Raw genomic sequence first — 14,254 nt, 5'->3', positions numbered from 1 at the left:
CAAAAACTAAAACCGACTGATTGGTCGGTCTAATCTTGGTCAAAAAAATAGGCGCCGTCAAGGCGCCTAATGAGAATTGTTTATAGTCCGTTCAGCTTCCAGAAACCAACTTATTGATCTCCGAGACTATCTCTTCATCATCTGGCCTGGTGGTGGGGGCCCAGTAATCCACCAGCTTGCCGTTGCCGTCCACCAGGTACTTGTAGAAGTTCCACTTGGGTGACCCTCCCTGATCCGCCAGGGCCTTGAAGATGGGGTCGGCGTCGCTGCCGCGAACCGATATGGGGGCCAGCATGGTGAAGCTGACGCCGTAGTTGCGATAGCACACCTCGGCGGTCTTGGCTTCCTCATCCTCCTCCTGGAAGAAGTCGTCGGAGGGGAAGCCGATGATCACCAGCTGGTCACCGTAGGTCTTGTGCAGCTGCTCCAGCTGCTTGAATTGGGGGGTATAGCCACAGTTGCTTGCGGTGTTGACGATCAGCGCGGGCCGGCCGGCGGTCAGCTGGCACAGGTTGACCTGCTCCTTGTCGTGCAAACGGCGTTTGTCCACATCCAGCCAGTCTGGGCAGGAGGCGGCGTAGAGAGAGGGGGTGGCCAACAGGGCCAGCAGTGCGATAACAGCTCGCATTGTCACTCCTTGGACTGAAAAGGGGTATCCAATACCCCTTACGTGAGAAGCTGACGGGCCGATCACACTATTGGCCCGCCACCGTAAACACTGTTACTTGATGGTTTTGACGCCATCCTTGGTGCCGAGCAGCAGCACGTCGGCACCGCGGTCGGCGAACAGGCCATTGGTGACCACGCCGACGATGGCGTTCAGCTGAGTCTCCAGCTTCTTGGGCTCGGTGATCTTCATGTCGTATACGTCCAGGATGACGTTACCGTTATCGGTCACCACACCTTCACGGTAGACCGGACTGCCACCCAGCTTGACGATTTCGCGGGCCACGTAGCTGCGGGCCATGGGGATCACCTCTACGGGCAGGGGGAAGTCGCCCAGGATGTCCACCTGCTTGGAGCCATCGGCGATGCAGATAAACTTGTCGGCCACCGCCGCCACGATCTTTTCGCGAGTCAGGGCAGCGCCACCGCCTTTGATCATCTCCATGGCGGGATTGATCTCATCGGCACCATCTACATAGACGGAGAGGTTGTCGACGCTGTTCAGGTCGAATACCGGGATGCCCAGGGCCTTCATCTTGGCGGTGGAGGCTTCGGAGCTGGATACTGCACCCTCAATATTGTTCTTCTTGGTGGCCAGAGCATCGATAAAGTGGTTTACGGTGGAGCCGGTGCCCACACCCACAATGCTGCCGTCTTCCACGTATTCCAGGGCGGCCCAGCCGGCGGCTTTTTTCAGTTCATCTTGTGTCATCGAAGGATCTCCTAAAAGTCTGTCGGGAATTATAGTTCCCTTGGGTCCAGGAGATAAACCGTTAGGTCACATTTGGGGGAGAGAAAAAGGGGAGGGAAATTCAGAGGCTTTCATTGCCGGAGCCAAACGGCTCCGGCAGGGCGCCCGTGAGTGGGCGCCAGCGGTCATCAGGCTTCGACCAGACGCCCTTCCTGCTTGATGGCGATCTTGCGAGGCTTCATCGTTTCCGGGATCTCGCGGACCAGATCCACATGCAGCAGGCCGTTCTCCAACTGGGCGTCACTGACCCGTACATGGTCGGCCAGCTTGAAGCGGCGCTTGAAGTTGCGCTCGGCAATGCCCTGGTGCAGGTAGTGGCGTTCTACATCGCCTTTGGCCTTGGTGCCCTCGATGCGCAGGGTGTCACCCTCAACTTCGATATCCAGCTCGTTGTCACCAAAGCCGGCCACGGCCATGGTGATGCGGTAGTGGTTCTCTTCCACCAGCTCGATGTTGTACGGAGGGTAGCCGTTGTGATTCTCGGCACGCTGGGCTTCATCCATCAGCTTGGCGAAACGTTCGAAGCCGATGGCGGATTTGTACAGGGGGGCAAAATCAAAATTACGCATAACAGTGTCCTCTTTTGAGCAACAATTCAGTGTTTTAGATTGTCGTCAGGGCCTCCATTGAGCACCCATGCTTCGACACTGTTAGAGATGGAGGCGTCGGAGAGCTTTTCAACCCTCCAGCAGGATTTTTTTACGCACTGGCGGTATCCAGGGTAGGAGCCAGGCGTACGATGGCTCCTATAAGTTGTTGTTTGTCATATGGTTTTGGCACGTAGTAATCCATGCCCGCGTCGTAACAGGCCTGGACATCGTCATCCAGCACACTGGCAGTCAGTGCGATGATGGGGGTGCGGCGCCGTTGCTGACGCTCCTCCAACTGGCGAATCTGCCGGCTGGCTTCAAAGCCGTCCATCACCGGCATCATGCAGTCCATCAGAATCAGGTCGTACTCTCCCGCCAGCACCATTTCGGTGGCCTCCTGGCCGTTGTTGGCTATCTCGACATGAAAGCCGGCCTTGGAGAGGATGATCTGGGCCACTCGCTGATTGGTTTTGTTGTCCTCCACCAGCAGCAGGCGGGCTCGGTAGCTCTCTGAAGGGGTTGAGCGGACCGGTTGCGCAGAGCTTGTGACCGCAGGCTCGGAGGCCATCAGCTTCTCCAGATTTCTCTGCAACCGCTCACCCCGAATGGGGGCCAGCATCACCTGAACCGGCGTGGTGATCTCATCCAGGGTTACACTGTTGGAGAGGTCGTTGAGCAGCATCAGCGGCAGGGGATGGTCAAGCTGCAGAGTCACCAGGGTGCGTTCTCCCTCAGGCAGGCTGGAGTAGCGTGCCATCATCAGGTCGAACCGGTTTTCTCTCTGGAGCATGGGAAGCAGCTCACCGATCTGGGAAACGTAACTGACCTCCATGCCCAGGGTCACCAGCTCCTGACAATAGCGCTGGGCGGAGTCGTGATGGCTGTCCAGCAACAGCACCCTCAAGCCCTCCAGCTTATTGGTGCCGATTCTGGGGGTGGACACCTCCTCCATCGGCAGTTCCAGCAGGAAGGTGCTGCCTTCGCCCTTGAGGCTGCTGACCCGAATCTGGCCGCCCATCAGGTGAGCCAGCTGCCGGCAGATGCTCAGTCCCAGGCCGGTGCCGCCAAATTGGCGGGTGGTGGAGCCATCCTCCTGCTTGAAGGGGTGGAAGATCTCCTCCTGCTTGTCGGCATCGATGCCGATTCCGGTATCTTTGACCCGAATGCAGAGTATGGGCGGCTGTGCCTCCCGCTGCAGCACCCGGCAGCCCAGTAACACTTCACCGTCGGCGGTAAACTTCACCGCATTGGAGAGCAGGTTCAGCAGAATCTGGCGGAGGCGATGGCTGTCAATCATCACCTGCAGTGGCAACTCCGGCGGGTACTCCACATCGAAGCGGATTCCCTTCTCCATCGCCTTGGGAGCCACTACGCTGGCCACTTCATAGAACAGCTCCTTGAGCTTGGTTTTGATGGGGGAGATCATCAGGCTGCCTGCCTCAATCTTAGACAGATCCAGGACATCGTTGATGATCGACTGCAGGGCCCGGGAGGAGCTCTGGATGGTGTGCAGGTACTCCAGCTGTTCGCCGCTCAACTGAGTGCTGCTGAGGATGTCGGTCATGCCAAGAATGCCATTGAGGGGCGTGCGGATCTCATGGCTCATGTTGGCCAGAAAGATGCTCTTGGCGTGGTTGGCCTTCTCCGCTTCCTCCTTGGCGTTGATCAGGCTGGCCTCGAACCCTGCACGCTCCTGCACCAGACGGTTCAGGGTATGGCCGAGACGGCTGAGTTCGTCCTGGCCGGGCAGCTCTATACGCAGGTCATAGTTCCGGGTCTCCTCAACCTGTTTCATGGTGTCGCCGATGGCGCTGATCCCCCGTCGCAAATGACGGGCCAGCCTGAGCGCCAGAGCGGTCATCATGACCAACATCAGCAGCAGTATGGCCAGGTTGATGGCAAAGTGAGTTTGTCTGGTTTGATAGGCCTGGCTGGCGGAGAGGGCAATGTCGCTGCGCACCGCCTCCAGAACCTGATCCAGCAGCTTCATGCGAGTATCGGCCGCCTCGATTCTTGCCGGGGTCAGGGAGTGACTCTCCCCCTCCAGCAGGGATTGGCGCAACTCATTGCCCCGGTTGAAGGCGTCATTGGTGAAGGCGGACAGCAGCAGGTTGATCTGAGATTCGCTGGCATACACGCTGACGTACTTATCCAGCACCGATTGCTGCAGCAGAGCCAACTCCTGCAATCTTTGCCGCGCCAAGGCACTCAGAGAGCCGGATTTGAGCGCTTCTTTGATCACCAGCAGCTCCTCGCGGGCGTACTCCAGCATGAACAGCAGCTGGTTGTAGGCCAGAATCCCTTCCCGGACGGTGCGACTTTCCACCTCCACCGGCAGGGACTCCACCATTCTGAGGCTGTTTTGCTGCCAGTCGTCGGCCAGGGACAGCCATTCCCAACGAACATCGGTATCCCCTTTGCTGTCTGGCAGCTCCCCAATCAGGTAGGAGAGCTCTTCCAGATGCAGGTCGAAGCCGTCGGCGTCTGTGGCAAACAGTTGGCGAAACTCTGGGGCATCAAGGTGGGTGGCAGCCAGACGCGCATTGGAGATTTGGGTGGCCAGGGCACCGAGGGAAGGTTCTATCACCATGGAGCGACGCAGCGTGTCTACCGCGCCCATGGCCAGCTGCAGCTCAGAGATCAACTGATAGCGCTGTTCGATCTGTTGCAGGTCCTTGAGCTCGTTGTACTGACCCATCATGTAGCGGCCAAAGATGATGGAGCAGAACAGTAGTGGTATGACCACTAGAAGTTGGATTCGGCTACGCAGCGAAAGATGTTGAGCCATTGAGCTTCCCTTCTCAACCAGCAAAAAAATTGGAGTCGTATAAATGGCGCGCTGACATTATGGTGAGTGCTGTTACACCAACGCCGGCCATTGAGGCGTCAACATGCCCTGTATTTACGCCAGAACGAGGTGGCACTCAGGCGGATTCGGGCCGGGCCGAGAACAACCAGTCGTCGCCATTCCAGGCCAAATTTTGACCATTGCAGATAAACACACCCTATACTGTTACCTGATAAAGCCTAGCAATGATTATGGATTTTGCTTATCAGGGATGACTTGAATGATGCATTCAGGGATGAAATGGGCTTATCGGCTACTGTTGCTGCCGCTGTTGCTGGTCATCTGGCCGGCGAGGGGGGAGTTCGTGCTGATCACCCTCAACGACGAAATGCCTGCCATCAGCGAGAGCAAAGCCAAGATGCTCTACCTGGGCAAGTTGCGTTCGCTCGACAGCTTCGGTCGGGTTGAGCTGCTGGACTTCCCTGAGGGGAGTTCCCAGAAGCAGGCGTTCTATCGATCCTTCCTCAACAAATCGGTGCCCCAGATCAACAGTCGCTGGGCCCGACTTGCGTTTTCAGGCAAAGGGAAACCGCCTGAAAGCCTGTCTGAGGCCAGTGAAGAGGCGGTACTCAGCTGGCTGGCCGAACACCCCAGAGGCATTGCCTATGTACCAAGACACCAGGTGCCCTTGGGGGCCCGGGTCATTCTCGACATCGAACAGGGAGTGGATCGATGAGAGCCGTTATTCTGATTGTTGCTGCGCTGGCCTCTTGGGGGGCCCAGGCAGCTGTTGAGCTGTGGGATCAGTACTTAACCCTGTCAGGTTTTGCTTCGGTATCGGCCACTAAGAGCGACAACAGTGTGCCCCTCTACTTTAATCGGCGCATTGATGACGAGTGGTGCTACGACTGCGATACCACGGTGGGGCTGCAATTGGACTCCAGGTTCAGCGAGCGCTGGCGCGCCTCGGCTCAGGTGGTTAAGCGTCCCCAGGATAGCTTCTCCAACCCCCAGTTTGAGTGGGGCTACCTTAGCTGGCAGGGAGAGAGCCTGGAGGTTCGCGCGGGTCGGTTGAGGATGCCGCTGTTTTTAGCATCGGACTACTACTTCGTCGGTAACGCTTATCCATGGGCACGCCCGCCGGTAGACCTGTATGACACCCTGCTGGGCATTACCGCCTTCAATGGCATCGATCTTATTTACCATAGGAGTGTTGGCGAGGAGCTGGAGCTGACCGTGCACCCCTTCTACGGTGGCCATAACCATGAGGATGTGGATGTAGGGCCACTGGTGCTGGAAGTGGAGACGGACATTCAAACCGGCCTGAGTCTCAGGCTGAATGGCCCCTCTTACACCTTGAATGCCTCCTACCTCCATGCGGACTACACCATCAATGAGATTCCCGACGTCCTGGATATCTTTACCCTGGGGCTCCATTACGAGTGGCAGGAGTGGGAGCTGTGGGCCGAGTATGAGACCGACAAACTGCAGAATGCCGGTTACCTTGGGCTGGTTTGGAATCTTGAGCGTTGGCGTCCCTACCTGATGGTGGCCCGCAACTGGAAGCGAATAGAGTCGGTCAGCTATCTGGGGGGAATCCGCTACGATCTGCTGCCGAACCTGTCATTGAATCTGGAGTATCAGCTGTCCGATGCGCTGGACGGTTCTGAGGGCCAGTTTCTGGTGCCGCCACAGCTGTTGGGTGAACCCAGCCAGGCCAGCCTGGTGACCCTGATGCTCAGCTACAATTTCTGACCGTCAGCCAGCGCTCCGGGGTCACCACCGCATCCAGCGGGATGTCCCAGGGGGCGCTTTCCAGCCCCTCCAGGCGCTGACACTCATGGGCACAGCCCACCAGCAGAGGCCTGGAGCCCTTTCCCGCCAGGTAGCGGTCGTAGTATCCGGCGCCCATGCCCAGGCGGTTGCCCTGTTCATCGAAACCCACCAGGGGCATCAGCATCAGATCAATCTGCTCTCTTGGGAGGGTGTCACTCTCCGCCCAGGCGGGTTCGGCAATGCCGTATCGGTTGTTCACCATGGCGGAGTCCGGGGCGAACCGCTGAAACTGGATCCGCTCGGGGTCATTCGGGTGCATGACGGGTAAGGCCAGGGGCTTGTGCTGCTGCCAAAGCAGCCGAATCAGGGGCATCAGGTTGGGCTCGCCGTCGTTGGCCAGATAGAGCGCTATGGTACCCGCCTGATCCATCTCAGGCTGGTCGATGAGACGCTGGGCCAGCGCCTGAGAGGCCTGACGTTGCTGCTGCGGCGAGAGAGCCCGGCGCTGCTGGCGCAGGTGTTGGCGAAGTGCCTGGCGATCCTGGGGCATAAGTCGGGGTCCTTGGGAAAATCCAAGTCCAAAGGTACAGAAGATGGGGCAAGAGAGGAAGAGTACTCCCCGCAGATGTCGCTGCAGGTGTAAGCCCGTGAACCGTAGGTTCAGGGCGGGAACACTGCCTTCGCCGTAGGCTTCTCGGTACTTGCCGAGCATGCGCAGTAGCGCCGGAGAGTGAACCCTTGGTTAGTAGCATCGGCCAGGGACATAACCCGCTGACGAGCACCACAGGGAGCTTATAACTTGTCGGGATGGGATCCCGGGACGGTTCGGTTCTCTGTGACTCAGGGTCGCAGACAACGGTTTGCCGCCACTTGTGGTTGTCACCTGGGGTGACCGCCACACCGAACTCCAGGGAGTCTCGGTTGAGAAGAGTGCTCCCCGCAGATGCCGCTGCGGGTGTAAGCCCGTGAACCGTAGGTTCAGGGCGGGAACACTGCCTTCGCCGTAGGCTTCTCGGTACCTGCCGAGCATGCGCAGTAGCGCCGGGAGTGAACCCTTGGTTGATAGCATCGGCCAGGGACATAACCCGCTGGCAAGCATCACAGGGAGCTCAGTAATTGTAGAGCGATTTACCGTTCGGTGCCTTGCTCTGTAATTCCAGACTACTGCGAGTCTGAGGCGGACTCAACCGATTTTGGCTGCGTCACGTCACGTTTGCGCAAAGCCTGTTCAATGGAATTTTCAAGTGCCTGAATTTTCTTCGATCTTTCCTGCATTTCCCGTTGAGTGCGGGTTTCCAGACTCATCAGTTCATGGGTGAGATTGAGGGCGGCCATCACCGCCAGCTGATCGATGGAGAGCAGGGCGTTACGCTGTTTGAGCTCAAGAAAACGCTGGTTCAGCTGGTGGGCAACCTGCTGCAGGGTGGCCTCCTCCCCGGGGGGGCAGGCGATGGTGTAGACCCGTTCGAGAAGCGTAATTTCTATGGTGTTTGAGCTCATTCTGGGTTCCGCTGTTTTGGCCGGGTACGGACTATATGCCGCGAGGGCCGATTCTGCAAGGTGATGCCCCCTGTTATGCCTTATGGTTAGCCGGATCTCAATACGGCTGTAACACCTTGTATCAATGAATGAACAGGAGAAACTTCGGCCTGGCCGGCAGCGCAGGGAAGATATGGAGCGCGACCTGTGGCCGTGATAGCATGAGCTCACTTCTACTGCGGGAATAGAACAGATGAAATGCAACTCACCTTTACTGCTCAATAAGCTGGATGCGGCCCTGAATAAAGCCGGTTTGACTATGTTGCCCAGTGAATTCCACGGCTTGATGACCGGTCTGGTCTGCGGCGGCATTCGCCTGGACAAGCGTGGCTGGCAGGAGAGCTTCCTGGCCTTGGCCAATGAGGGCCAGCCGTTTGGTGATGAGCTGGAGAAGGTGATGAAGGAGGTCTATCGCTGCATCGATAAGAGCCTGTCTGAAGACCCTGAAGTGCCTTTTCAACCTCTGCTTCCCGACGAAGATGAAGCCCTGGCGGTGCGGCTCGAAGCCCTGATTGAGTGGATTCAGAGTTTCTTCCTGGGCCTGGCCCGTCTGCAGCCCACCTTTAATACGGTCGGCGGAGAGTTGGGTGAGATGATCGGCGACCTGCGCGAGATCACCAACGTCGAGTTCGACGTCGAAGACAACCAGGAGAATGAAGAGGGCTTCCGGGTCCTGGTGGAGCACGTGGTGGACACCTGCTGGAAGTGTCTGCTGGAGTTCGGCACCCTGCCCGGCGACAAAACCCTGCACTGAGAACAATAACTAAGGATTAGCGCCCAATGGAGATCAAGGATTTCAAGGCACAGCGTCAACAACTGATGGCCAGCCTGCCCGAAGGCAGTGTGGCCCTGCTGTTTGCCGCCCGGGAATGCACCCGTTCCAACGATACCGAGTACCATTTCCGCCAGAACAGCGATTTCTTCTACCTGACCGGGTTCAACGAGCCCGATGCCCTGTTGGTGTTGCGCCCCGGCCAGGTGCCGGAATCGGTGATCTTCGTCCGGCCCACCGATAAGCTGGCGGAGATCTGGCATGGTCGCCGCCTGGGGGTGGATGCCGCTCCCGAGGCACTGCAACTGGATGCCGCATTCAGCGTGGAGCAGATGGCGGAGTTGCTGCCCGACCTGGTCAATGGCGCCGATACCCTGGCCTGGCTGCCCGGTCAGGAGGACTACAGTGACGAGGCGGTCTCCGCCCTGATGGCCACCCTGCGAGGCGGCTTCCGTCAGGGACGTCGCGCCCCGGCTCAGCAGCTGGATTTGCGTGTCCAACTGCATGAGATGCGTCTGCACAAAAGCGACGCCGAGGTGGCGGTGATGTCCCGTGCCGGCGAGATCAGCGCCAAGGCCCATGTGCGGGCGATGCAGGCCTGTCGTCCCGGCCTGTACGAGTACCAGCTGGAGGCGGAGATCAACCACGAGTGCGCCATGCACGGTGCCCGCTTCATGGCGTACAACTCCATCGTCGGTGGCGGTGACAACGCCTGCATCCTTCATTACACAGAGAATGAATCCCTGCTCAAGGACGGTGATCTGGTGTTGATCGACGCCGGCTGCGAACTGGAGGGGTATGCCGCCGACATTACCCGCACCTTCCCGGTCAATGGTCGCTTTAACGAAGAGCAGAAGGCGATCTACGCCCTGGTGCTGGAAGCGGAGAAGACCGCCATTGCCATGATCAAGCCCGGAGTCTCCATCAAGGAGGCCAACGATCAGGTGCTGAAGATCATGGTGTCCGGCCTGGTGGAGCTGGGACTGCTTCAGGGCGAGGTGGAGGAACTGATTGAGCAGGAGGCCCACAAGGCGTTCTATATGCACGGACTGGGTCACTGGATCGGCATCGATGTCCACGATGTGGGTGACTACCACAGCGTCGAGCGAACGCGCCCGCTGGCGCCCGGCATGGTGCTGACCATCGAGCCCGGACTCTACATCGGCCCCGACGCCGAGGTGGACCCGAAGTGGCGGGGTATCGGCATCCGGGTGGAGGATGATGTGCTGGTTACCGAGGAGGGCCACCGGGTTCTGACCGGCGATGTGCCCAAGGAGATCGACGAGATTGAGGCCTTGATGGCCGGGTAATCCCATGGAGCAGTTTGATATCGCCATTGTCGGCGGCGGCATGGCTGGTGCCACCCTGGCACTGGCCCTGGCAGGACAGCAACAGCAGGGGCGACGCTGGCGCATCGCCCTGATTGAGGCCCATGCGCCCCACAGCGAGGCCCACCCCGGTTTCGACAGCCGGGCCATCGCCCTGGCCCATGGCTCGGTGGCTCGCTACCGTGACCTGGGTTTGTGGCGCGCCCTGGCGCCCCACGCCGCCCCCATCCACACCATCCACGTCAGTGATCGCGGCCATTGGGGTCAGGTGAAGATGACCGCCGCCGAGCAGGGTGTGGATGCCCTGGGACAGGTAGTGGAGCTGGAAAGGGTCGGGCCGGTGTTGCACCAGGCCTTGGAGCAGACTGACGTGGTGCGCTTCTGTCCCGATGCCCTGGCAACCCTGGAACAACGGCCCGAGGTGGGTCGGCTGACCCTGGAATCCGGTGCCCGGCTCAGCGCCAGGCTGGTGGTGGCCGCCGACGGCGGGCCCTCCCTGGTCAGGCAACAGCTGAAGCTGCCGGTGACCCGCAGCGACTATGGCCAGGTGGCGGTGATCACCAACGTGGAGCTGACCCGGGGCGGCGACATCGCTTACGAGCGTTTCACCGACGAGGGGCCCCTGGCCCTGTTGCCGATGACCGAAGGACGCTACTCCCTGGTGTGGGTGCGTCACCAGGAGCAGGCCGAAGCGCTGATGAACCTGGAGGATGAGCCCTTCCGTCAGGCGCTGCAGCGGGCCTTTGGCTATCGTCTTGGGGAAGTCACCCGGGTGGGCAAGCGCTTCAGCTACCCCCTGGCGCTGCAGCGCATCGAGCGCCCCATCCATCACCGGGTGGCCCTCATTGGCAACGCTGCCCAGACCCTGCACCCCATTGCCGGGCAGGGGTTCAACCTGGGGATGCGCGATGCCCTGACCCTGGCGGACCGGTTGGCGCTGGCCTTGGAGCGGGAAGAGGATCCCGGCAGCTTTGCCCTGCTGGACGATTATGCCCAGGGGCGCAAACCGGACGTGGACCGCACCGTCGGACTGACCAACAGCCTGGTCAAACTGTTTTCCAATAACAATTTCCTGCTTCAGGTTGGTCGCAACCTGGGGCTTATCGCCATGGACCTGTTCCCCTCTTTGGGGCAGGAGATGGTGTCCCACACCATGGGACAGGGATCCAAGAGAAGGAGCGAAAGGTGGTAACGGCACAATCGGTTCAGGTAGCCATCGTCGGCGGTGGCATGGTGGGGATGGCGACCGCCATCGGGCTGGCCAAGGCCGGCATCAGCGTTGCGGTCATCGATCGTGAAGAGCCCACCCCGGCCAGCGGCCCGGCGGACCTGCGGGTCAGCGCCATCAACCGCGCCAGCGAACTCTACCTCAGGCAGCTGGGTGCCTGGCCCCGTCTGCCCAAGGAGCGGGTCTCCCCCTACACCGGCATGCGGGTCTGGGATAAGGACAGCATCGGTGTCATTGAGTTTGATGCCAGGGATTACCATCAGCCGGATCTCGGCCACATCATCGAGAACCGCTCCATCGCCTACGCCCTGTGGCAACAGGCCCAGAGTGAGCCCAAAATACGTTGCTTCGTCGGCGCCCCCCAGTCGGTGGCGTTCGGTGAGCAGGAGGCCTGGCTGACCTTGGCGGACGGCGCCATGCTCAGCGCCCGGCTGCTGGTGGCCGCTGACGGCGCCAACTCCTGGCTGCGTCAGCAGTTGAATGTGCCCCTGACCTTCCGCGACTACGGTCATCATGGCCTGGTGGCCACGGTGCAGAGCAGTCGTCCCCATGAAGGGGTCGCCCGGCAGGTGTTCCTGCCCCAGGGGCCTCTGGCGCTGCTGCCTCTGCCGGACGCCAACCAGTGCTCCATCGTCTGGTCTGTGCCGCCGGAGCAGGCCCAGGCGCTGACCGAGTGCGATGCCGAGACCTTCTGCCGCAAGATCAGCCTGGCCAGCGAAGGGGCCCTGGGCAAGATCGAGGTGGTCAGCGACCGGATGGCGATCCCCCTGACCATGCGCTACGCCCGTGATTTCGTCCTGCCTAGGCTGGCCCTGGTGGGGGACGCCGCCCACACCATCCACCCGCTGGCGGGCCAGGGGGTGAACCTGGGGCTGGCGGACAGCGAGCAGCTGGTGAGTGTCCTCAAGCAGGCCGCCGACCGTGGCTGGGACCTGGGGGATCTCAAGGTGCTGCAGCGTTATGCCCGTCCGCGCAAGGCGGCGGCCCAGGAGATGATTGCGGCGATGAGTGGATTCAAGTGGTTGTTCTCAGGACAAGATCCTGTGAAGAAGGGGGTGCGCGACATAGGTCTGGCCCTGGTCAACCGCATGCCCGGTTTAAAGCAGAAGTTTATCGCTCAGGCACTAGGCATTGCTGCCTCAAACCTAAGGTGATTTTGTATACAAACAGGCTGGGTTGGGTATAATGCGCCCAGCTCCTAAAATAGACCCTGATCACAAAAGGGCATAAAGCCAGACAAGGAACACAAATGGCGAATCAAACCGTACTCTACGCGAAGCACCTGGAGTCCAACGCGAAGATGGTGGATTTTCATGGCTGGGATATGCCGATCCACTATGGCTCCCAGGTTGAGGAACATCATCAGGTCCGCACCGATGCGGGCATGTTCGATGTGTCTCACATGACCGTGGTGGACATCACCGGTGCCCAGGCACAACCCTTCCTGCGCAAGCTTCTGGCCAACGACGTGGCCAAACTCACCCAGCCCGGCAAAGCCCTCTATGGCGGCATGCTCAATGAGCAGGGCGGCGTCATCGACGACCTCATTACCTACTACCTGAGCGACAACCACTACCGCATGGTGGTGAACTCCGCCACCCGGGAGAAGGATCTGGAGTGGATCGGCGCCCAGGCCCAGGGCTTCGAGGTAACTGTGACCGAGCTGCCGGAACTGGCGATGATCGCCGTCCAGGGCCCCCAGGCGGTGGCGCGCACCGCCACCGTACTGGATGACGCCCAACAGGCGGCGGTTGCCGGGATGAAGCCCTTCTTCGGTGTGCAGGCGGGCGAGCTGTTTATCGCGACCACGGGCTACACCGGCGAAGCCGGCTATGAGATTATGGTGCCCCAGAGCCAGGCGGCGGACCTTTGGGATAAGCTGCTGGCAGCCGGGGTAAAACCTGCCGGTCTTGGCGCCCGTGATACCCTGCGCCTGGAAGCGGGGATGAACCTCTATGGCCAGGATATGGACGAGAGCGTCAACCCTCTGGCGGCCAACATGGGTTGGACCGTGGCCTGGGAACCGGCGGAACGCGACTTCATCGGTCGTGAGGCTCTGGCCCGGATCAAGGCCGACGGCACCGACAAGCTGGTGGGCCTGGTGATGACCGACAAGGGCGTGCTCCGTGGCGGATTGAACGTCTTTTTCACCGATGCCGACGGCAAGGAACAGCAGGGGGTGATCACCTCCGGCAGCTTCTCACCGACTCTGGGCTACTCCATCGCCATGGCGAGAGTGCCTCGCAGTGTGGGTGGGGAGGTAGAAGTGGAGATGCGCAAGAAGCGGGTCACCGTCAAGGTAATCAAGCCCAGTTTCGTGCGTAATGGCAAACAAGCCTTTTAAGAGATTGATGGGGAAACAACAATGAGCAACATTCCATCCGAACTGAAGTACACCAGCTCCCACGAGTGGATCCGTCCCGAGGGTGACAACGAGTACACCATCGGCATCACCGAGCACGCCCAGGAGCTGCTGGGTGACATGGTGTTCGTGGATCTGCCTGATGTGGGCGATGAGGTGAACGCCGGCGACGACACCGCCGTGGCCGAGTCCGTCAAGGCGGCGTCCGACGTTTACTCCCCTCTGACCGGTGAGGTGGTGGCCATCAATGAGGAGCTGGAAGACAGCCCCGAACTGGTCAACAGCGACCCCTTCGGCGACGGTTGGCTGTTCCGCATTCGCATCAGTGACGAGGCCGAGCTGGCCAACCTGCTGGATGGCGAAGGCTACCAGGCCGTCATCGACGACGAGTAACATACCGACTGATTAAAGCCCCCGCAGAGGGGCTTTTGTCTTCTTATCTGAGCCGCCCTGT

The 14,254-nt window shown here is 60.0% G+C and carries 14 protein-coding genes and 2 other RNA genes; 8 read left to right on the top strand and 8 right to left on the bottom strand.

The features are described 5' to 3' along the window. Positions 1–91: 91 nt before the first annotated feature. From G505_RS21060 to G505_RS0108645, 4 genes are all read right to left on the bottom strand, one after another. Positions 92–628 carry a glutathione peroxidase gene (locus G505_RS21060; RefSeq protein WP_035385227.1) on the bottom strand — a complete coding sequence of 179 codons (537 nt, stop codon included), beginning with the start codon at positions 626–628 and terminating at the stop codon, positions 92–94. 93 nt (positions 629–721) lie between these two features. Continuing rightward, on the bottom strand, positions 722–1,378 hold the full coding sequence (rpiA, locus tag G505_RS0108655; protein WP_028109200.1) for a ribose-5-phosphate isomerase RpiA: 657 nt from the start codon (positions 1,376–1,378) through the stop codon (positions 722–724). 167 nt (positions 1,379–1,545) lie between these two features. Beyond that, positions 1,546–1,986, bottom strand: coding sequence for an Hsp20 family protein (locus G505_RS0108650; protein WP_028109199.1), 441 nt, complete (start codon positions 1,984–1,986; stop codon positions 1,546–1,548). Between the two features lie 130 nt (positions 1,987–2,116). Next, positions 2,117–4,795, bottom strand: a complete 2,679-nt coding sequence (locus tag G505_RS0108645; RefSeq protein WP_035385226.1) for a hybrid sensor histidine kinase/response regulator — start codon at positions 4,793–4,795, stop codon at positions 2,117–2,119. A gap of 280 nt (positions 4,796–5,075) precedes the next feature. On the opposite strand from G505_RS0108645, the gene G505_RS21055 reads away from it, so the two are divergent. Together G505_RS21055 and G505_RS0108635 are read left to right on the top strand one after the other, a co-directional pair. Further along, complete coding sequence (locus tag G505_RS21055; RefSeq protein ID WP_157509133.1) at positions 5,076–5,531, top strand: hypothetical protein; 456 nt, start codon at positions 5,076–5,078, stop codon at positions 5,529–5,531. After that, on the top strand, positions 5,528–6,550 hold the full coding sequence (locus tag G505_RS0108635; RefSeq protein WP_028109197.1) for a hypothetical protein: 1,023 nt from the start codon (positions 5,528–5,530) through the stop codon (positions 6,548–6,550). Before G505_RS21055 ends, G505_RS0108635 begins: the two co-directional genes overlap by 4 nt. Here G505_RS0108635 and G505_RS0108630 read toward each other — a convergent pair. The 4 genes from G505_RS0108630 to G505_RS23185 form a co-directional block, all read right to left on the bottom strand. Then, positions 6,534–7,121 (bottom strand): 5-formyltetrahydrofolate cyclo-ligase, encoded by a 588-nt coding sequence (locus G505_RS0108630; protein ID WP_028109196.1) that lies wholly within the window; start codon positions 7,119–7,121, stop codon positions 6,534–6,536. The genes G505_RS0108635 and G505_RS0108630 overlap by 17 nt on opposite strands. A 62-nt stretch (positions 7,122–7,183) precedes the next feature. After that, positions 7,184–7,364: non-coding RNA, 6S RNA (gene ssrS, locus G505_RS22725), on the bottom strand. 137 nt (positions 7,365–7,501) lie between these two features. After that, positions 7,502–7,681, bottom strand: a non-coding RNA gene (gene ssrS, locus G505_RS22720) — 6S RNA. A gap of 51 nt (positions 7,682–7,732) precedes the next feature. Further along, entirely contained in the window at positions 7,733–8,071 is a 339-nt protein-coding gene (locus G505_RS23185) for a cell division protein ZapA (RefSeq protein WP_028109195.1), read from the bottom strand. 232 nt (positions 8,072–8,303) lie between these two features. On the opposite strand from G505_RS23185, the gene G505_RS0108620 reads away from it, so the two are divergent. The 6 genes from G505_RS0108620 (at position 8,304) to gcvH (ending at position 14,193) form a co-directional block, all read left to right on the top strand. After that, the gene (locus G505_RS0108620) at positions 8,304–8,864 is read left to right on the top strand and encodes a UPF0149 family protein (protein WP_028109194.1); all 561 of its coding nucleotides are present in this window, start codon (positions 8,304–8,306) and stop codon (positions 8,862–8,864) included. Positions 8,865–8,890: 26 nt separating this feature from the next. Further along, a complete protein-coding gene (gene pepP, locus G505_RS0108615; RefSeq protein WP_028109193.1) occupies positions 8,891–10,192 on the top strand; it encodes a Xaa-Pro aminopeptidase in 1,302 nt (433 codons plus the stop codon). Positions 10,193–10,196: 4 nt separating this feature from the next. After that, entirely contained in the window at positions 10,197–11,402 is a 1,206-nt protein-coding gene (gene ubiH, locus G505_RS0108610) for a 2-octaprenyl-6-methoxyphenyl hydroxylase (RefSeq protein WP_028109192.1), read from the top strand. Further along, positions 11,396–12,592, top strand: coding sequence for an FAD-dependent oxidoreductase (locus tag G505_RS0108605; RefSeq protein WP_028109191.1), 1,197 nt, complete (start codon positions 11,396–11,398; stop codon positions 12,590–12,592). Before ubiH ends, G505_RS0108605 begins: the two co-directional genes overlap by 7 nt. A gap of 95 nt (positions 12,593–12,687) precedes the next feature. Further along, complete coding sequence (gene gcvT / locus G505_RS0108600; RefSeq protein ID WP_028109190.1) at positions 12,688–13,782, top strand: glycine cleavage system aminomethyltransferase GcvT; 1,095 nt, start codon at positions 12,688–12,690, stop codon at positions 13,780–13,782. 21 nt (positions 13,783–13,803) lie between these two features. Then, entirely contained in the window at positions 13,804–14,193 is a 390-nt protein-coding gene (gene gcvH, locus G505_RS0108595) for a glycine cleavage system protein GcvH (RefSeq protein ID WP_028109189.1), read from the top strand. Positions 14,194–14,254: the final 61 nt, after the last annotated feature.

Origin of the sequence: Ferrimonas futtsuensis DSM 18154, assembly GCF_000422645.1 — a bacterium.
Classification (GTDB): Bacteria; Pseudomonadota; Gammaproteobacteria; order Enterobacterales; family Shewanellaceae; genus Ferrimonas; species Ferrimonas futtsuensis.
Note: the sequence above shows the minus strand (reverse complement) of the source record. Positions and strands in the feature narration are given on the sequence as shown.

What these genes read in the sequence shown, in the direction of transcription:
- G505_RS21060 (WP_035385227.1), bottom strand. Translation starts at nt 628, where the DNA reads ATGCGAGCTGTTATCGCACTGCTGGCCCTGTTGGCCACCCCCTCTCTC.
- gcvH (WP_028109189.1), top strand. Translation starts at nt 13,804, where the DNA reads ATGAGCAACATTCCATCCGAACTGAAGTACACCAGCTCCCACGAGTGG.
- gcvT (WP_028109190.1), top strand. Translation starts at nt 12,688, where the DNA reads ATGGCGAATCAAACCGTACTCTACGCGAAGCACCTGGAGTCCAACGCG.
- G505_RS0108635 (WP_028109197.1), top strand. Translation starts at nt 5,528, where the DNA reads ATGAGAGCCGTTATTCTGATTGTTGCTGCGCTGGCCTCTTGGGGGGCC.
- ubiH (WP_028109192.1), top strand. Translation starts at nt 10,197, where the DNA reads ATGGAGCAGTTTGATATCGCCATTGTCGGCGGCGGCATGGCTGGTGCC.
- G505_RS0108630 (WP_028109196.1), bottom strand. Translation starts at nt 7,121, where the DNA reads ATGCCCCAGGATCGCCAGGCACTTCGCCAACACCTGCGCCAGCAGCGC.
- G505_RS23185 (WP_028109195.1), bottom strand. Translation starts at nt 8,071, where the DNA reads ATGAGCTCAAACACCATAGAAATTACGCTTCTCGAACGGGTCTACACC.
- G505_RS21055 (WP_157509133.1), top strand. Translation starts at nt 5,076, where the DNA reads ATGATGCATTCAGGGATGAAATGGGCTTATCGGCTACTGTTGCTGCCG.
- G505_RS0108620 (WP_028109194.1), top strand. Translation starts at nt 8,304, where the DNA reads ATGAAATGCAACTCACCTTTACTGCTCAATAAGCTGGATGCGGCCCTG.
- pepP (WP_028109193.1), top strand. Translation starts at nt 8,891, where the DNA reads ATGGAGATCAAGGATTTCAAGGCACAGCGTCAACAACTGATGGCCAGC.
- rpiA (WP_028109200.1), bottom strand. Translation starts at nt 1,378, where the DNA reads ATGACACAAGATGAACTGAAAAAAGCCGCCGGCTGGGCCGCCCTGGAA.
- G505_RS0108650 (WP_028109199.1), bottom strand. Translation starts at nt 1,986, where the DNA reads ATGCGTAATTTTGATTTTGCCCCCCTGTACAAATCCGCCATCGGCTTC.
- G505_RS0108645 (WP_035385226.1), bottom strand. Translation starts at nt 4,795, where the DNA reads ATGGCTCAACATCTTTCGCTGCGTAGCCGAATCCAACTTCTAGTGGTC.